This is a genomic window from Candidatus Tisiphia endosymbiont of Sialis lutaria (assembly GCF_964026535.1).
GTDB lineage: Bacteria > Pseudomonadota > Alphaproteobacteria > Rickettsiales > Rickettsiaceae > Tisiphia.
Genome location: NZ_OZ032153.1, coordinates 1,084,191 through 1,102,792, shown reverse-complemented (window position 1 = coordinate 1,102,792; position 18,602 = coordinate 1,084,191). Strand labels below are relative to the sequence as shown.

11 protein-coding genes and 1 pseudogene are annotated in these 18,602 nt (G+C 32.9%); 9 read left to right on the top strand and 3 right to left on the bottom strand.

Annotated elements, in window-relative coordinates; all coding sequences use genetic code 11:
* Positions 1–2 precede the first annotated feature (2 nt).
* From ppa to hemF, 6 genes and pseudogenes are all read left to right on the top strand, one after another.
* Positions 3–530 (top strand): inorganic diphosphatase, encoded by a 528-nt coding sequence (gene ppa, locus AAGD20_RS05350; RefSeq protein ID WP_341748730.1) that lies wholly within the window; start codon positions 3–5, stop codon positions 528–530.
* Between the two features lie 39 nt (positions 531–569).
* Entirely contained in the window at positions 570–2,114 is a 1,545-nt protein-coding gene (gene murJ / locus AAGD20_RS05345) for a murein biosynthesis integral membrane protein MurJ (protein ID WP_341748729.1), read from the top strand.
* Positions 2,101–2,797, top strand: a pseudogene (locus tag AAGD20_RS05340) (TraX family protein). The gene murJ and the pseudogene AAGD20_RS05340 overlap by 14 nt, the downstream one beginning before the upstream one ends.
* Before the next feature lie 313 nt (positions 2,798–3,110).
* Positions 3,111–5,201 (top strand): NAD-dependent DNA ligase LigA, encoded by a 2,091-nt coding sequence (ligA, locus tag AAGD20_RS05335; RefSeq protein ID WP_341748728.1) that lies wholly within the window; start codon positions 3,111–3,113, stop codon positions 5,199–5,201.
* Positions 5,202–5,556: 355 nt separating this feature from the next.
* On the top strand, positions 5,557–6,834 hold the full coding sequence (locus AAGD20_RS05330; protein WP_341748727.1) for an MFS transporter: 1,278 nt from the start codon (positions 5,557–5,559) through the stop codon (positions 6,832–6,834).
* Between the two features lie 217 nt (positions 6,835–7,051).
* Entirely contained in the window at positions 7,052–7,885 is an 834-nt protein-coding gene (gene hemF / locus AAGD20_RS05325; protein WP_410520895.1) for an oxygen-dependent coproporphyrinogen oxidase, read from the top strand.
* A gap of 62 nt (positions 7,886–7,947) precedes the next feature.
* On the opposite strand, the gene AAGD20_RS05320 is transcribed toward hemF, so the two are convergent.
* Entirely contained in the window at positions 7,948–10,857 is a 2,910-nt protein-coding gene (locus AAGD20_RS05320) for a PD-(D/E)XK nuclease family protein (RefSeq protein ID WP_341748726.1), read from the bottom strand.
* A 693-nt stretch (positions 10,858–11,550) separates the two neighbouring features.
* On the opposite strand from AAGD20_RS05320, the gene AAGD20_RS05315 reads away from it, so the two are divergent.
* A complete protein-coding gene (locus AAGD20_RS05315; protein ID WP_341749465.1) occupies positions 11,551–12,891 on the top strand; it encodes an MFS transporter in 1,341 nt (446 codons plus the stop codon).
* Here the strand turns inward: AAGD20_RS05315 and AAGD20_RS05310 are convergent.
* Both AAGD20_RS05310 and AAGD20_RS05305 read right to left on the bottom strand, forming a co-directional pair.
* Entirely contained in the window at positions 12,883–13,527 is a 645-nt protein-coding gene (locus tag AAGD20_RS05310) for an HD domain-containing protein (RefSeq protein ID WP_094649584.1), read from the bottom strand. The two genes, AAGD20_RS05315 and AAGD20_RS05310, sit on opposite strands and share 9 nt — an antisense overlap.
* Positions 13,528–13,770: 243 nt before the next feature.
* Positions 13,771–14,370 (bottom strand): bifunctional (p)ppGpp synthetase/guanosine-3',5'-bis(diphosphate) 3'-pyrophosphohydrolase, encoded by a 600-nt coding sequence (locus AAGD20_RS05305; RefSeq protein WP_341748725.1) that lies wholly within the window; start codon positions 14,368–14,370, stop codon positions 13,771–13,773.
* Positions 14,371–14,615: 245 nt separating this feature from the next.
* Between AAGD20_RS05305 and AAGD20_RS05300 the strand changes: the two genes are divergently transcribed.
* Positions 14,616–16,295 carry a hypothetical protein gene (locus AAGD20_RS05300; RefSeq protein ID WP_341748724.1) on the top strand — a complete coding sequence of 560 codons (1,680 nt, stop codon included), beginning with the start codon at positions 14,616–14,618 and terminating at the stop codon, positions 16,293–16,295.
* 451 nt (positions 16,296–16,746) lie between these two features.
* The gene (locus tag AAGD20_RS05295) at positions 16,747–18,552 is read left to right on the top strand and encodes an AAA family ATPase (protein ID WP_341748723.1); all 1,806 of its coding nucleotides are present in this window, start codon (positions 16,747–16,749) and stop codon (positions 18,550–18,552) included.
* The last annotated feature ends 50 nt before the right edge of the window (positions 18,553–18,602 follow it).

Sequence of the window (18,602 nt, the reverse complement as noted above, 5' to 3'; positions counted from 1 at the left end):
TAATGTTAGTTGAAAAAATTACTACCCTAGCTAATAATTCTGAAGAGATAAATGTAATTATCGAGATTCCAATGCAAAGTAATCCGGTAAAATACGAGATGGATAAAAAATCAGGGACACTATTTGTTGATAGATTCATGCAAACTGCCATGTTTTACCCTGGTAATTATGGATTTATCCCACATACTCTGTCAGAAGATGGTGACCCAGTAGATGTATTGGTCATAGCACATTATCCTGTTGTACCTGGTTGCGTAATTAGATCACGCCCCATTGGGGTTTTAATGATGGAAGATGAATCTGGATTGGATGAAAAAATTATTGCGGTACCTAGCTCTAAGCTAGATATTACTTTTGATTCAATAAAAGATTTAGATGATCTTTGCCCAATGTTAAGACAACGAATAGTACATTTCTTTGAACATTATAAAGATATAGAAAAAGGTAAATGGGTGAAGGTAATTGGCTGGGAAAACGCTCAAAAAGCTAAAGGGTTAATTGATACAGGTATATCAAGGGCAAAGAGTTAGCTTTGATATAGTTGCATATACTCAAAATTGGAATAACAAATGAAAGGCGAGGGATATACATTATTTCGTTCTGGAATTATAATAGCTTTATTTACCTTAATTTCTCGTATATCTGGTCTTGCTAGAGAATTATTTGTCGCTTCATTATTTGGAGCTGGTAGTGTTGCTGATAGTGTTAATGTTGCTTTTAAATTACCCAACCTATTTAGGCGTATTTTTGGCGAGGGGGCTTTATCAGTCGTTTTTGTCCCTATTTTTAATACAAAAATCATAGAATCTCGTGAGGCGGCACGCCATTTCACCGGCGTTATATTTACTATTTTACTAATTACTTTAGTAATGGTAGTAGTACTAATGCAACTTATGATGCCTTCCTTAATGTTTATTATTGCTCCTGGTTTTCATGAATATCCAGAGAAATTTAATTTAACAATTGCTCTGTGCCGTATCACTATGCCATATTTGGTTTTTATTTCGATAGCGGCGATGCTTGGGGGTATTCTAAATTCAGTAAAGAGGTTCGCAGCTTTTGCTTTTTCTCCGATTATTTTAAATATTCTTGTGATTATTACAACGGTAGCATTACAAGAACGTATATCTGCCCCTATATCGATTAGTTTATCTCTGGTGATTGCTGGCTTATTACAAATCATTTTTATGTTTTATTGTGTCATTAGAGTTGGTTTATCGTTTCCACTAGTTTTTGATCCATATAATAGAGATGTAAAAAAGTTTTTGTCCAATATGGGACCGGCGGTTGTTAGCTCAGGATTTCAGCAGCTTAGCTTATTTATCTCGCAATCAATAGCTAGCTTCATCGAAGGGGCAATTTCAATATTATCTTATGCAGATAGAATATACCAATTTCCTTTATCAATAATAGGCGTGACTTTTGGTACTATATTATTACCAGAATTATCGAAAACCTATCAAATGAATGATTTAAAGAAAGCGGCAAATATCCAAAATAATGCTATTAAAATTGGGCTGTTATTATCTTTACCAGCTGCCTTTGGTATTATTGTGCTATCAGAACCAATCATTCATATAATATATCAGCGGGGGGCTTTTACTTATGCTGATACCATTAAAACTGCTGAGGCTATTTCGGCTTTTGCTCTTGGTTTGCCAGCTTTTATACTTGCCAAAATTTTGACCCCGATTTTTTATGCTAATCACGATACGAAAACTCCTTTAAAAATAACCTTATATTCCCTTACAGTGAATACTATATTAAATATTGTTATGATGAGGCAATTTGGTCATCTTGGTATAGCTCTTGCCTGTTCTATTACCGCTTGGTATAATGTTTGGTTGTTATACGTACACACAAAGAAATATGGTCTTTCTTTTATTGATACAAAATTATACTCATTTTGTGGCAAGATTTTATTAAGCTGCATAATAATGACACTAGTAATTTGGGTAATTAAACATTATTATGCCCAATATTATTATGCCGAATTCTTATTAGTAAAAGCTTTTATGCTAGCAGCAACAATTATAGTTGGAATAGCAACGTTTTTTCTAATGGTTTTTTGTTTTAAGCTTTATCCAAAGAAATGTATTAATGATGAAAACTGAGTCTAATTATCAAGATTTTTTGAAGACTATAGCCATGATAACTATGGTAATAGATCATTTGGGGTTATATTTTTTTCCTGAGTACGAAATAATGCGAGTTATTGGTCGTACTACTATGCCGATTTTTTGCTGGCTATAATTTTCATACAAAACCAAAAATTAGAATTTTGGTAGTTGGAGTTCTGCTATATATTTTTACTACCATATTATTTAGGGAATTTACTGTAACTAATATACTTATCCCTATTTTTTTAGGACAATGCTATCTTTATTATTTTCGTAATAGCTTAAATAATTTTTTCTATAAAGGCTATTGTCATGTTGTTTTCCTTGGCTCTCTTTGGTTCTGTAGTTGGTTCCTTATTGATTACGGAACCTTATCTATGGCTATCATGCTACTTGGCTATATTGCTAAGCATGATCTAGGTAATCTCAGGCTTACCATTGCAATATCTATAATTTTGTCCATAATGCATACCATATCTATTTTTCAGTTTTCGTATATTTACGTATTTATAGTCATTATATTCGGGGTTCTAGGATATATATTTATGATCGCAAGAAATTTTGAGCAGAAAATTGCTGTAAATTTACGGATTATCAGTCATAATGCTTTATATATCTATGCTATACATCTAACAATTTTACAGTTTTTATTTTTTAAACTCTACTTATATAATTAAATCACCTTGCGGGAACGACAATTTACAACTCAGTGTCACCCCTGTGTAAGCAGGGGTCTTAGATTCCCGCCTACGCGGGAATGACAAGGGACGCGAGAATGACAATAGTGGGTGGAAATGATGGATTGCCACGCTCACATACATTCGCTCGCAATGACTCATATGTACTCCAAAGGTCATTGCGAGAGGGCGTAAGCCGACGAAGCAATCCATAAATTATATTCAATTCAGGAGAATTTTGGGCTAGGAGCGACGACGTCACCAACTTCTCATCAATTGACTATATATATAAATCAATTTAAACAACTACTATATGCAAGATATTCCCACTAATATTGAACAGCTTTCTGAATTAGAAGCAAAAGATTTATTAAAACAACTAGCAAATAAGATAGAAGAATATAATAAAGCCTATCACCAAGAGGATGCTCCCCTGATTTCTGATGCTGAGTATGATCAATTATTTAATTTAAATCTTGAACTTGAAAAAAAATTTCCTCATCTGATACTAGAAAATAGCCCAACTAAACAAATTGGTAGTTCTGTAGCAGAGAAATTTTCGAAAGTAACACATATCCATCCAATGTTTTCGCTTAGTAATGCCTTTGATAGTGAAGATGTATCAGAATTTATCAATAGAATAAAGAATTTTCTACGACTTGATGGTTTTCCGGCTATTTTTTGTGAACCTAAAATAGATGGTTTGTCTTTTTCTGCTACCTATGAGAATGGGATACTTACAAGGGCTGCAACAAGGGGTGATGGCTTGATTGGGGAAGATATAACGGAAAATATCAAGACTATCAAGAATTTTCCTCATACAATAGTTGCGACATCAGCAATTTTAGAAGTAAGAGGAGAGGTTTACATTAATAAGCAGGATTTTCTATTATTAAATCAAGCTCAAGAATTATCCAAAAAAGATAAATTTGCCAATCCGCGTAACGCGGCTGCTGGGTCATTAAGACAGTTAGATTCAAACGTTACGGCAACTAGACCCCTACAATATTTTGTCTATGCTGTGGGGAGTAGCAGTAGCAAAATAGCTGATTCTCAAGATATTTTATTAGATAAGTTAAAAGAGTTAGGGTTTATCGTCAATAATATAGGGAAATTAGCTTGTTCTGAAGATGAGATGAAATCTTTCTATGAATATTTGAATTCATCTAGAGAAGAATTACCTTATGAAATTGATGGTGTTGTATATAAGCTAAATGATTTTGCTTTGCAGCAAAGAATGGGCTTTATTGCAAGGAGTCCAAGATTTGCTATTGCTCATAAATTTCCGGCGATTATTGGTCAAACTAAACTAATTAACATTACTCTACAAGTAGGTAGAACCGGTGTATTAACTCCAGTTGCTGAGTTAGAGACGCTTTCTATTGGTGGAGTTAGGGTATCACGAGCTACCTTACATAATTATCAGGAAATTATCAGAAAAGACATACGAATCAATGATTATGTATTTTTGCAGAGAGCCGGTGATGTCATACCGCAAATTACTGCTGTAGATTTTACTAAACGTTCTAGTGAATCGTCAAAAATCGATATGCCGAAGCTTTGCCCATCTTGTGGCTCTCAGTTACATTATAATCAAGAAACTATAATTATTCGTTGCGATAATGGTTTAAATTGTCCTGCTCAGAATTATGAACGAATTTGCCATTTTACATCTAAAAATGCTTTAGATATAGATGGTTTGGGGAAAAAGCAAATAGAATTTTTGCTGGAAAAATCTTTAATAGAAAATCCTGTGGATATTTTTTATTTACAAAATAATAATGAAAAAAACTTAGTCAAGCTTGAAAATATGGTAGGATGGGGGCGAAAATCTGTAGAAAACCTATTTGCCAATATTGACAAAGCCAAAACCGTTTCCCTAAATAGATTCATTTATTCCCTAGGAATAAGACATATTGGTGAACAAACCGCCAAATTACTTGCTCGAGAATTTCAGAATTATAATAATTTCATAACAGCTATGGAATCTTTGTTAAAAGGTGAACAGCCAATTTACCAAAGGTTAAATGATCTGGAAGGAATAGGCGATAAGATTTTGCTAGATATTATCGACTTTTTTGATATTAAAGAAAATTTACAAACTATTCAGCAACTGAGTAAAATTCTAAATATTCAAGACCATAATCAACAAACAACTAAAACTGCATTATCTGGCAAGATTGTGGTATTTACTGGATCATTACTAACTCTCTCAAGAGCAGAAGCCAAATCTCAGGCAGAAAAATTAGGAGCTAAAGTAGCCAGTAGCGTTTCGTCTACCACTGATTTAGTAGTGGCAGGTAGCGATGCTGGTAGTAAACTCAAGAAAGCTAAAGAGCTGGGGATTAACATTATTGATGAAGATGAGTGGCAAAAATTAGTACTCTTACGCCCTACTCTATAGTATAAAAAGAGCAAAAATGGATTGCTTCGTCGGCTTATGCCTTCTCGCAATGACGTTATCTGTATTGCGAGACCGTGTAATGGTCGAAGCAATCTATTTCTAATTATTTTCCTGGGTTATTTCGTCAACCTAAAATTTTCCTTGCTAATAAACATTGACCACATACGACTTTTAAACTATCCGGTCTAAAACCCACTTCCCCTTCTAATTTTCGATAGTCGCCACTAAAGCAGCTTTCTGCAATGATACTTTTTAGGAAAAAAATCATCATAAGAAAATAAAATTATTTTACGCTTTATAAGTTGGTTAAGTTGTCTATAATCCGATTTAATTAAATTAATTTGATAAGATCTAGATGAGTAAACCTAAGTCCGTTTTTTTATCAGCAATTTTAGGAAATATACTAGAATATTATGATTTCACAGTATACTCCATATTTTCACTAATAATTGGTCGTACGTTTTTTTCTGAAAGTTCAGAATTTATACAAATAATGTTAAGTCTTTGTGTATTCGCGGTGGGGTTTGTTACTAGACCAATAGGCGGTATATTTTTTGGTTATATTGCAGATAAATATGGTAGGCGGATATCCTTGATTATTTCTATGCTTGGTATGACTATACCCACATTCACTATAGGGTTAATCCCTTCTTATTCTAGTATAGGAATTTGTGCACCTATAATATTGATTATAATGCGTCTCTTACAAGGTTTGTGTATTAGTGGTGAAGGTGCTGGAGCGGCTATTTTTATTCTAGAGCATCATCAAAATTTACGTCCGGGTTTTACGGCTGGTTTAGTGAATGGTTCAAATATTGCTGGTACATTAATTGCTGCTTTTGTCGGAATTATTATTGAGCAATATTTTTATCATCTTGATTTTGCCTGGCGTTTCGCATTTTTATTAGGTGGAGTTCTGGGGTTGGTTGGCTTTTATTTACGCCTTCGTATATCAGAGACTCCCATTTTTAAAATGTTAGCTGAACAGAAAAAAACTTTAAAAGCTCCTTTTATCAACGTAGTCAGGACAGCTTGGAAGGCAATGTTTTTAACATTTTGTATTGGAGCAGTTGCTAGTAGTATCATATATTTAATAAAAACTTATATCAATGTGTATTACCGCAATGTTATGCATTTTGATAATACAACTGCTCTTATTTATTTATTATATGCCAACTTTATATCAATGATATCTATGCCATTATTTGGTGGATTAACTGATATTATAGGAAAATTTAAAGTGCTAGTTTTAGTAAGTATAGCGGTCTTAATACTAATTTTACCTACTATATTATCTATGTCATTACCGTCCATATGGCAACAAATTTTTGCTCTGACTATCTTGGGCATTCTTGGTGGGGCAATAGCTGGAACAGCCTATAGCGTCATTATAGTATTATTTTCTCCTGAACAAAAATTTTCTGGGGTAGCTTTTAGTTACAATTTGGGTATTGCCATGTTTGGTGCCACTTCTACTGTTATTTCGCGTTGGCTTGTTGAAGAAACAGGTTTGTTTTATGCTCCTGCCTTTTATATTATAACTATTTATAGTATATTTTTAGTTATCATTTATTTTATGAGGAATGAAATAAGACGATTAATTAAGGCTAATAACTACAAGAGAGATATTTAAAAATTGTATAAACGTCATTGCGAGGAGACCCTAGGTCGACGAAGCAATCCATTCTAACCACTTTCCTGGATTGCATCAATGCTACTAAAGTAGCTCCTCGCAATAACGCCTGGAATATCTAAAACATTAATAGGTTAGCTATATAAAAAAATTATTTTTACTTAAAGTATTAGTGGAAGAAAATTTTGGGGTATAATGTAAATAAATTGGAAAAATTATGACAACTGATAAAGAAAAAACGATAACATGGTTTAGTGATTTACGCGATCAAGTATGTAGCAAATTAGAAGAAATTGAGCTTGAATATAGTAAGGCAAAAGGTTTAGAACCAGCAAAATTCATACGAACACCCTGGGATAGAAAAAGCGGTGGTGGTGGAGTAATGTCTATAATGCGTGGCAACTTATTTGAGAAAGTTGGGGTAAATATTTCTACAGTTTTTGGAGAATTATCTGCAGAATTTAGTAAAAATATACCAGGTACAGAAAATAGTAGGCAATTTTTTGCTACTGGTATTTCTATCGTCGCTCACCTTACTTCTCCATTAGTACCAGCAGTGCATTTCAACACCCGCTATATTGAAACTGCTAATCGTTGGTTTGGCGGTGGTGGCGACCTAACGCCATTTTATCCTGATAAGAATGAGACAGCAAAATTTCATACTGCTTTTAAACAAGCTTGTAATAAACATGATCCAAATTATTATCATAAATTTACAAAACAATGCGATGAATATTTTTACTTAAAACATCGGAATGAACCAAGGGGAGTAGGAGGTATATTTTATGATTATTTAAATACCGGAAATTTTAATAATGATTTTTCTTTTACTAAAGACGTAGGACAAGCATTTCTAACAGTATATCCTGAAATTGTTAGAACAAAAATGCTTCTACCCTGGAGCAAGGAACAAAGAGATTATCAATTAGTACGTCGAGGTAGATATGTTGAGTTTAACTTACTATATGATCGTGGTACATTATTTGGCTTAATGACAGATGGTAATGTTGAGGCAATATTAATGTCCCTACCCCCAGAAGTACGTTGGTAGACTGGGTTGCGTAAACATCCCTCCTTAATGTGGAGATTTAAAAGATGGAGGTTCACGGCAACCTAATCTCTCCTAGCCAAGTAGGCATAGTCATCGTGTTTTAGTAAATCAATATCATACGAAAAGCTTTTATTCGTTATATAATATTCTAGTAATCGTATCATACCTTGTTTATGCCTAGCCAATTCCTCTTTAGTGAGTTCTATCTCTAAAGTTTGGATTATTGGCTTTGAGCTAGAAATTTTTACGTAAACAACCTGTTTAACGTTATGGATTTGCATACCAAAACCACCTTCTTGTAACATTAACGCCTCAATTATCAATTGCGGGGATAACCCAGTTTCTATATCTTTTCTACTCGGTAAGCTACCGGTTTTATAATCGATAATGCTCGCTGCCCCAAACTCATCTATCTCAATTCTATCAGCCACTCCAATTATTGTTAATTCTTGCCCAGCAATATTTAATGAAATTGCTCCTCTAGTTTCAGAATAAATATATTTACAACCATTTCTACGTTGTTCATCAAATTCAACAAAAGACTCAGCAATAGGCATAAATTTTATTTGCCAAATTTTTTGCGTATAGGTTGGTAAGATAACATCTTGTAACAGATTATTACTAATATCCAATATTAAGCCAATTTTGTTATTCTCTAACTTGTTATAATTTTTTGAATATTGCTCTAAAACCTTATGAACAAAACTACCAAATTCAGATATTTTAGGCTCCTGCCCTACCCTATCTCTACTCCTGACATTCAAAATCTTCTTAGCGTAAAAACTATAAGGATTCCGTATTAACATTTCTATATCAGTAACTGATATTGTATCAGGAAAAATTGGACTATACACATGATTACTACGATTAATTGACTCAACCATATTAATATTAACATTATTTTGTACATCCACTAAGTCACTTTCTGATAAATATGTTAAATAATTTTCTGAAATCAAACTTTGTTGTGCAATAAGTTGCAATTTTAGTAACAAATTCGATGGTAACAAACCAGATTTACCATCCTGTCTTTTTGATCTAGTAATTATTACTTGGGCATTATGCAGAAATAAATAAAAATAATATTGATCGATAGAAGTTCCAACAACCATATGTAATTTTTTTAACGTTTGCTCATTAATCCATTGGCTGATAGATGAGGATGATGACCAGCATCCTTGATTAAAGTCAGTTAAAATTACTAAATCAAATTTAAGTAATATTAAATCTTCTGCTTTACCAATAATTATATTTTTAGAATAATTATTATGAGCAAAATACTTACAATTAGACATTAAACCCTTCAGTAACTTTGGAAAATCTTTTTTATTATCTAAGGTTAAATTACAATTAGTATTTATTAACTCCGATAAAAAATTTGATAATTCAGCAGCTGACTGCTCATGCCAAATATCTCGGTAAAGTTTTTCAGCAATGCTAATCGAGGATTTTAATATTTTAGCAAAATTATTGCCACTATTGCTATAAAGTAAGTTTATTAGCTTCTTAGACCATTCTATTAATTCATTATCATTGGTTTTTTCTACTAAAAACAGCATTTGGCTAGATTGCCGGATAAAGCGGTTTTTACCACTCGTTAAAATCTCTAATCTTTGAACTAATTTATGATTAATCAAAGGATGCTTTAATAGTAAAAATAACTTTTTTATATCAAAATCATTACATAATATTTCACTAATGGCAATTATTAGAGAGCTAATTAACGTTTCTGATAAATTATTACCTAGCAAATCTTGGAATTCTAGGGAATATTTGGTCAAAAAATTACAATAAAAATTCTTGGTTGTTTGATTATTGACAATAATAGCTATTTTCTTATCACTAGATTGTTGGCAAAATTGTTGACAAATCAGACTTATTTGCTTTGCCTCTTGAAAAATATCTTCAAGCTCATAATATTTTATATGATCTACGGCTAATCGTTTAGGCTCATCAGGTATACTCGAATGCTTTGAAGAATTGGCTCCGCAAAACTTCGGGGCATTCGCGTGCTCACGTAGTTCATCTACGCTCCGCTCGCTCACCCCTTGTTTTACGTTCCAATTCTCCAGATCATCCGAGTATATATTGTTACAAATTATCCGATCGAAAAGCAAATGATCTGACTGCTGATTACCCAAAAGTTGGGAATCTGATAAATTTTTATTGAGAATTGTCAGTAATTTTTTAAAGTTATATAAGCAATCTTCTTCAGGATTATAGCTATAGTCAAGTTCTCCTAAATTGACTATATCTAGATTCCCGCCTACGCGGGAATGACACATACTAATAGGCGGTAAAATTATAAAACCATCCGGTGAATTAGCAACATTCTTTAAAAAATTCCATGATATGGGATTATGCCCTACTATACCGGCTATTATCAAACTAGTATCAGCTCTTTTCAGCCTTGCTATCTCTGCATCCATCATAGTGACCTGATAATTTAGCCGATCTTGCTTTCCTAACAATTTTATCTTCTCTTGCCATTCAGAATGGACGTATTTAAGAAATTGATAAATAACACTCCAATGTTGCGATGGATTGATTTTTTCTATTTCATTTACCGAATCTATCGATAAATTATTACCAGCTAGCTGGTAAAATAACTCAGATATTGTTGAACAAAATTGTAAAGATTGGGTTATACTGAATTGTAAATCATGATAATTATGAATGATTTCTGCCAGGATAATTTTTTCTTGCAAAAACGTTATTGGCTGTAAATTTTCTGATGCGATAGCAAAAATTTCTTCACCTTCAGCCATAATATTAGACCAAGGAATAATATTTGGCAAAATCGCAATATGCTGTTTGTTAATCAAAATATTTTGTAAATTCCAACAATCGAAACCACTAGGCAATATAACCTTAAGATTGCTAATAGAATTCTTCTCACTGAAATTATCTAAAATAAAATCAGCTAATATATCTAAAAACGATAATGATGGGTTAATTCTATAGAGGTTCATTAATTCCTTATTAGTTATATTATATAAATGCTATATATAACCTGGATTTGATATAACAAATTATACCAATTCCCGAAATTAATTTATGTTGGTAATTTGTGCGTCGATCCGGTACTCGCATCACAACTGTTGAAAGTTAGAAGAGGAAGCGGTTTTAGACCGGATAGTTTAAAAATCGTATGTGGTCAACGTCATTGCGAGAAAGACCTTAGGTCGACGAAGCAATCCATAAAAGTAACCAAAGATGGATTGCCACGACCACTACGTGGTCTCGCAATGACAGAAAACCTATCTAAAACCCGCTTTACCTTCTAACTTTCAACAGTTGTGGTACTCGCATCCTCACGTACACTTGAGTACGCTCCGGTGCTGCGTTCCGTGTCTTCTACAAATTCCTCAACCTAAATTAATTTCGAGAACTGGTATTATTCCAAATTAGGCTATATCTATAAATATAACAGATTTTTTTGCTCCACTAATAGCTGTTTTCATTATTTTTGCGATATTGGTTATTTTTTTATTTTTTAATAGTAACTTAATATTTATTTAAGTTTTTGTAATATAAAAAATTTCCCCAGACTGTTTAAGCTTTGTTAATCTTTATGTGAAATTGTTAATTAAAATTTAGTATTTCACTTTTAATATTATTTTTTTTTGTTATCATTAATAACCAAGCTATTGATGGTAAGAAAAATGATAGGCTACCCTCAACAACAAACAAGTTTAAACATAGAACAAAAAGAAGCTTTGGGGTTACTATCAATAGGAACCTTCCTTGAATATTTTGATTTGATGGTTTATGTTCACATGGCAGTATTTCTTAACCCCTTATTTTTTCCCAAAACTGATCCACACACTACTGCTTTGTGTTATGCAGCTACTTTTTGCTCAACTTACTTACTTAGACCATTAGGGGCTTTAATATTTGGATGGATAGGTGATAATATAGGGCGTAAGACCACAGTTATCATCACAACCCTTACAATGGCTTGTTCTTGTGTTGTTATGGCTAATCTGCCTACTTACGAACAAATAGGAAATGTAGCGACTTGGGTAGCGATTATTTGCCGGGCTGTGCAAGGTATTTCTTCTATGGGCGAAATAGTAGGGGCAGAACTTTATCTAACTGAAATGCTTAAACCCCCGGTACAATATGCAAGTGTAGGGTTGATGGGAGCTTTTGCTGTCCTAGGAACATTAGCGGCTTTAGGAACGGTCTTACTTGTTACTTTGCATATTTTTAACTGGCGTACAGCATTTTGGATTGGGGCAATAATTGCCTTTGTTGGATCTGTTGCCAGAACCAAACTTAGAGAAGCACCAGAATTTGCCGATGCTAAACGTCGAATAAGAAAAATTTTTAAAAGAACTAATACCGATATAACTATTTTACAAGACCGTCCTATTTGGCAAGAAAGAGTTAATAAAAAAACCGTACTAGCTTTCTTTTTATTACAATGTGCTTTACCAGTATGCGTTTATCTTATTTATATATATTGTGCTAATATTTTAAAAACCACCTTTGGTTACACACTATCTAAAGTTATTCAGCATAATTTTCTTGTCTGTTTTATGGAATTGTTAACCACATTAGTATTATGTTATTTAAGTTTAAAAGTATCTCCATTATTAATCATGAGAATTATACTGATAATATTTTCTATTTTTATGATATTTTGTCCGTATTTATTAAATAATCTTAATTCGCCTTATCAGTTATTTTTCATTCAATTCTTTATAGTCTTATGGAAGAAATGCATAAGCCCTGCTACTCCCATTTTTTTAAAAAGCTTTCCTGTATTTAAACGTTTTACCTGTGCTAGCATGACATTTGCTGTATCTCGTGCTTTGATGTATGTTATTAGCTCTTTTGGTTTTGTCTATCTTATTGAGTGTTTTGGCAATTGGGGAATATGGTTTATTATGATTCCGACAATGATCGCTTTTGCTTATGGGTTATCTCATTTTGAAAAATTGACAAAACCAGCTAAAAATTATCAATACAAGAAACTTCATAAGTTAGAGTTAGATTGAGCCGTTAGTAGATAAATTTTGGTAACATAGCTTTGTTAATTGTCGCTCGGCTATTGGTATTTCCAATTGGACACAAAGAGTTATAAAATATCCTACAGTCTCTTTAACTATTTTCAGTGCCTTTTCTGATGACTTAGCCCTTAGTGTTTGTAAATTATGAATACGATCAAATAATTTAATTAATATCACATCATATCGTTCTTGTTGGAATAACAAATCTAAAGTTTCTTTGGCACTAATCTTGCCATAAGGCTTAATCCTTGTTAAACCTTCAACTTGGTTAGCAACAATACTCCCAAAAATTCGAGCTATCATCTCTTCGGTAAGGGCTGTATCTTCGATCGTGTCGTGCAATAAACTGGTAACGATCATCTCAGTTTTAAATAATGTGGGAATTTCTTGGGCTGTGTACTGGGCAACCATGTATGCTACTTCTATTGGATGAGAGTAATAAGGCTCGCCGGATTGCCGCCTTTGACTACCATGATATTTCTTAGCATAATAGATAGCTTTGATAATTTCTCTGATATCTACTGGATAAGGTACCTTGTTGTTTAGTAAAATCAATTTATTAAGTAACTTATCAGAATAGTCACAACACTCAAACTTTGCTTGCCAATTGGCAATATCTTCCATAAATACCTCTCTAATTAGTTTAATTGTACATTAAATTAAACTAATATTGCCAATAAATTTTGGATATCTTTTTCTCGATAATCAAGTTTTTTGCAGAGCTATCTTTAAACGCAAAATTTGTCATTCCCGCGTAGGCGGGAATCTATAATACCTCAGGGGATTTTTAGATCCCTGCTTTCGCAGGGATGACAACCATGATCCTATATTTTATTCAAATCTGCAAAAAAACTTGATTATCGAATTTTAAAAATTCTTTTGGAATTTATGCCAAAGATTTTCAATTATCTGCTCATAAGCAACAAGCTCTGATATAGTCCAATTAAATTGGTTAAAAATATCATATGCCTTATTTATCTCAGTATTAATAGCAGCTGTATTAAGTTTCTCCTCATATAATAACTCTCTTAGTTTTTCTTCCTGTATCTTTTTATAGTTCTTATGGTTAGCGCTACCAGATTCTGCCATATTATGCATCCTGTTAGTCCGTATTTGTATTTCTATGTTACAGTCATAGGTATCTGCTATAACTACGATATGCAAAGAACGGTAACCATTATCCTTAGGGTTAGCAATATAGTCTTTGCTCTTCTCCATATTAACAGGATATATCTTGTAAAGAATAGTCAATAATTTATAACATTCATATTGCTTATTAACTATAATCCTAAAACCAATTAGGTCAGTCAATTCTTTCACAGTAATACCCTTCCTTAGCATCTTCTTTAAAGCAGAATAAGGATCTTTTAATCTGTAACGTATTTCAGCTTCTATATAATTTTTACGCAGACTATCCCTAATATTAGCTATAATCTTGTGTAAATCGTTAGTAGTGGTATCTTGCATAATTAATATCACATGAAAAGGAATCTTTGATATGTTAACAAGTAGTAATTAATTTGTCAATTATCAGAAACTAATTAGTTAATAAATCAATAAAAATTTATCATAAAAAACTCCCAAGCTAAATAATGTAGAAAATTAGATATACTTATAAATATGAGCGTATTATACTAAGAATAGAAACACTAATACTGTTTTATATTTTAAAAAGAATGTTCTAATTTATTTTTTCACATGAGGTAAATGTTATGAATACACTTAAAAAAATTATTGAAGACTTGAAAGCTAAAAAAGATATTAAGGAAATAGATTTGACTTGGTGCTTTGGTATTAATCAGATAGACGATGAGGGAGCTAACGAACTAGCTCAAGCCTTAGAGAGCAATGATACTGTAACGCACATAGATTTGAAGGACAATAAAATAGACGATGAGGAAGCTAAGGCACTAGCACACATCTTAACAAACAATAAATCTATAACAACAATAAATTTGGGTAGCAACAACATAGGCGATGAGGGAGCTAAGGCACTAGCTCAAGCCTTAGCGAATAATAGCACTGTAATGAAAATAGATTTGAGCTGGAACAAGATAGGCAATGATGGAGCTAAGGCACTGGCTCAAGCCTTAGCAAGTAATAGCACTGTAATGAAAATAGATTTGAGCTGGAACAAGATAGGTGGTGAGGGAACTAAGGCAATAGCACAAACCTTAACGAGCAATAGCACTGTGACACATATAGACTTGAGTCACAACAAGATAGGCGATAAGGAAGCAAAGCTACTAGCCCAAGCCTTAGAGAACAATAGCACTGTAACGCAAATAAATTTGAGTTACAACGATATAGGTGGTGAGGGAGCTAAGGAACTAGCTCAAACCTTAAAGAACAATAAAACTGTAACACACCTATATTTGGAAAGTAACAAGATAAGCGATGAGGGAGCTAAGGAACTAGCTGATGCCTTAAAGAGCAATAGCACTGTGACACACATATATTTGAAGAACAACTATATAGGCGATGAGGGAGCTAAGGAACTAGCTCAAGCCTTAGAGAGCAATGATACTGTAACGCACATAGATTTGAAGGACAATAAAATAGGCGATGAGGGAGCTAAGGCACTAGCTCAAGCCCTAGAGAACAATAGTACTGTAACAAAAATAAATTTAAAATACAACAAGATAGGCGATGATGGAGTGAAATCACTAGCTCAAGCCTTAAAGAATAACAAAACTGTAACGGACATAAATTTGAATGAAAATTGCATAGGTGATAAAGGAGCGAAAGAATTAGCAGATACTTTAGCGAACAATAGCACTGTAACAAAAATAAATTTGAACAGCAACCAGATAGGTGATGAGGGAACTAAGGCAGTAGCTCAAGCCTTAGAGAACAATAAAACTGTAACGCATATAGTTCTGGGCGGAAACCAGATAGGCGATGAGGGAGCTAAGGCACTAGCACAAGCCTTAAAAAACAATAGTACTATAACAGAAGTGCATTTGTGGGGCAACCAAATAAGCGATGAGGGAGCTAAAGCACTAGCTGATGCCTTAAAGAGCAATAGCACTGTGACAGAAATACATTTGTGGAACAACCAGATAAGCAATAAGGGAGCTAAGGCACTAGTACACGCCTTACAACACAATAACACTTTGACAATAATGAATTTGTGGGACAACAAAATAGGAGATGATTTACTAGAGAATATAAATAAACTATTAAAGAAAAACGTATTACAAGCAGAAGAATTCAAGGGAAAGCCCTCAATACAAGAAAAACAAACACAGGAGACAGAACATAACTCAGAAACAAAGATTGTGAATGAACATGATCAGGAATTAGCTGTTATAAGTACCGTCGATGCTTTGCCTAAAGATGTGGAAGTTATACCTCTTGGTGCTAATGTTTATCCAGTAGAAAACATTTAAGGTTGCAAAAAAATTCTTTTTATATATTACAAAAACCTGAAGAAATATTAAGCTAATTGTTGTTATTCAGGTTTTTGTATTTATTAGAGATAATAGACCTCTTGCATAACCTAAAGATAATTGAGGAATTTTTAGGAAAAACGAAGTCGAGTACCGCAGCGTACTAAGATGTACGTGAGGAACGGAGACGAGTTTTAACAACAAAATTACCAATTAGATTAGGTTAGGCGAGAGGTCTAATGTTAAACATAGCCCCCTGCCCAATATAAATAAAGATTTAAGGATGTATAATTAATGATTGCAATATTTTGTATTTTTAACTTCCAAAAGTTGTGAGTGTTAATTCACTATAAAAAAACAAAAAATTATAAAAATTTTGCTAATTAGCTATTAGTGGACAATAAAAAAGTAGTATAATGGATATTATAGTTGGAAGGAACAGGTGAAAACAATGATAGAAGAAAAAAATAATATTAATTACCAACCAAGAATGTTTGTTGGTACCGATGACTTCTACGATTTGTTGATTAATAGCGACATATTTGTTGATAAGAGTCTAATGATCAAGGAATTGTTAGAAGATAGTGGTAAAGTCACCTTGATCACCCGCCCAAGGCGTTGGGGTAAAAGTCTGAATATGGATATGGTGCGGAGATTTCTAGAAATAGAAGTGGATAAGTATGGGATACAATTGCCGCAAGAACAAAGAGTTAATCATAAGCTGTTTAGCGGAGGAGAAGTGGATTTAGGCTTTGATGAGACTAAAGAACTAAAGCCATTGAAAATTGCTAGTGTAGCAAACTCTATGAAACGTCAAGGTCAATTTCCAGTTATTATTATAAGTTTCAAGGGCGTTAGGGGCAGTAGTTATGAGGAGATTGAAAGTAAAATCAGCTATCAAATAACTAAGTTATTTAGTAATTATCGTTATTTAAAACGTTATGTAAGTGAGAAAGAATATTTATTGGAAGAAGCGGAAAAAGAGCAATTAACTAGATATTTTTCTGGAAAGTTTAACAAAGTAGAGCTTGAGAATAGTTTAAAATTTCTAAGTGATTTACTTTATAAACATTTTAATCAAAAGGTCTATATATTAATCGACGAATATGATACACCAATTAATAGCTCCTACATGGAATTTGGTCATACAGAAGAATTTAATCAGGTACTTAAACTATTTCGGGCAATATTTGGCAATAGTCTTAAAACCAATGATTCATTACAAAAAGGTGTTATTACCGGCATATTGCGTGTTGCTAAGGCTAATTTGTTTTCAGATTTGAATAATTTAACTGAATGTAGTTTACTAGATGAAAGATTTTCTAGCAGTTACGGTTTTACTCAAGTGGAAGTTGATGAATTATTAACTAAAGTGCCGCTTAAAACTAATCCAGAAGAAATTAAAAATTGGTATAATGGCTATAATTTTGGTGGAGAAGTCATTTATAATCCATGGTCAATTATGCAATGTTTGGCAAGTAAAGGCAAGCTTGATCACTATTGGATTGATAGTGGTGGGACTGATTGGATTGATCATGTATTGCTTTCAGATGAGATGCAACAAAATATCCAGGCTTTAGTTGCAGGTAAAACGATTACTTCTTCTATTACTAAACATATAAATTTTGCTGATATTAACAAACCAGAAGGGTTATTTAGCTTATTATTATTTAGTGGTTATCTAAATCCTGCAGCCAAGATGTCAGAACAAGATATTTACGAACTATCTATCCCTAATTATGAGGTAAAATATATCTACCAAAAAAGAATGGTGCAATGGGTTAGTAAACAATTAGATATTGATAATTCTGGCTATTATTCTTTCGTTACTTTATTACCAGATGGTAGAATAGATGAGTTTAAAGAGCGTTTGCAGGAATTGTTACTTAATTCTACTAGTTTTCATCAAACAGGAGCAAAGAAAGCAGAACTGTTTTATAGCGGCTTTATGCTCGGCTTTGTTAATATGTTAGCTCCTAATTATATAATATCAAGTGAACAAGAATCAGGGGATGGCAGAGCTGACGTTGTGATGATTCCAAAAATTGGCAAAGGTGATAAAGCGATGATTATCGAGTATAAAATCGCTAAATCCTCAGAAGATTTAGCAGATATAGCTAAATCTGGCTTACAACAAATTATAGATAAGAAATATGATACTAGGATAAAAGAATATCAGCATGTAAAACAAATACTCAAAATTTCGATGGCATTTTGTGGAAAAAATATGGAGTTGCAATATGAGGTGAGTCTATAATATACTTTGTGTAAGTTGCAAAAGTAAGCAGTAAGAAGTACTGTAAGAAA

Coding starts and splice junctions, on each gene's coding strand:
- murJ (WP_341748729.1), top strand. CDS start 570: ATGAAAGGCGAGGGATATACATTATTTCGTTCTGGAATTATAATAGCT.
- ligA (WP_341748728.1), top strand. CDS start 3,111: ATGCAAGATATTCCCACTAATATTGAACAGCTTTCTGAATTAGAAGCA.
- ppa (WP_341748730.1), top strand. CDS start 3: ATGTTAGTTGAAAAAATTACTACCCTAGCTAATAATTCTGAAGAGATA.
- AAGD20_RS05305 (WP_341748725.1), bottom strand. CDS start 14,370: ATGCAAGATACCACTACTAACGATTTACACAAGATTATAGCTAATATT.
- AAGD20_RS05295 (WP_341748723.1), top strand. CDS start 16,747: ATGATAGAAGAAAAAAATAATATTAATTACCAACCAAGAATGTTTGTT.
- hemF (WP_410520895.1), top strand. CDS start 7,052: ATGACAACTGATAAAGAAAAAACGATAACATGGTTTAGTGATTTACGC.
- AAGD20_RS05330 (WP_341748727.1), top strand. CDS start 5,557: ATGAGTAAACCTAAGTCCGTTTTTTTATCAGCAATTTTAGGAAATATA.
- AAGD20_RS05310 (WP_094649584.1), bottom strand. CDS start 13,527: ATGGAAGATATTGCCAATTGGCAAGCAAAGTTTGAGTGTTGTGACTAT.
- AAGD20_RS05300 (WP_341748724.1), top strand. CDS start 14,616: ATGAATACACTTAAAAAAATTATTGAAGACTTGAAAGCTAAAAAAGAT.
- AAGD20_RS05320 (WP_341748726.1), bottom strand. CDS start 10,857: ATGAACCTCTATAGAATTAACCCATCATTATCGTTTTTAGATATATTA.
- AAGD20_RS05315 (WP_341749465.1), top strand. CDS start 11,551: ATGATAGGCTACCCTCAACAACAAACAAGTTTAAACATAGAACAAAAA.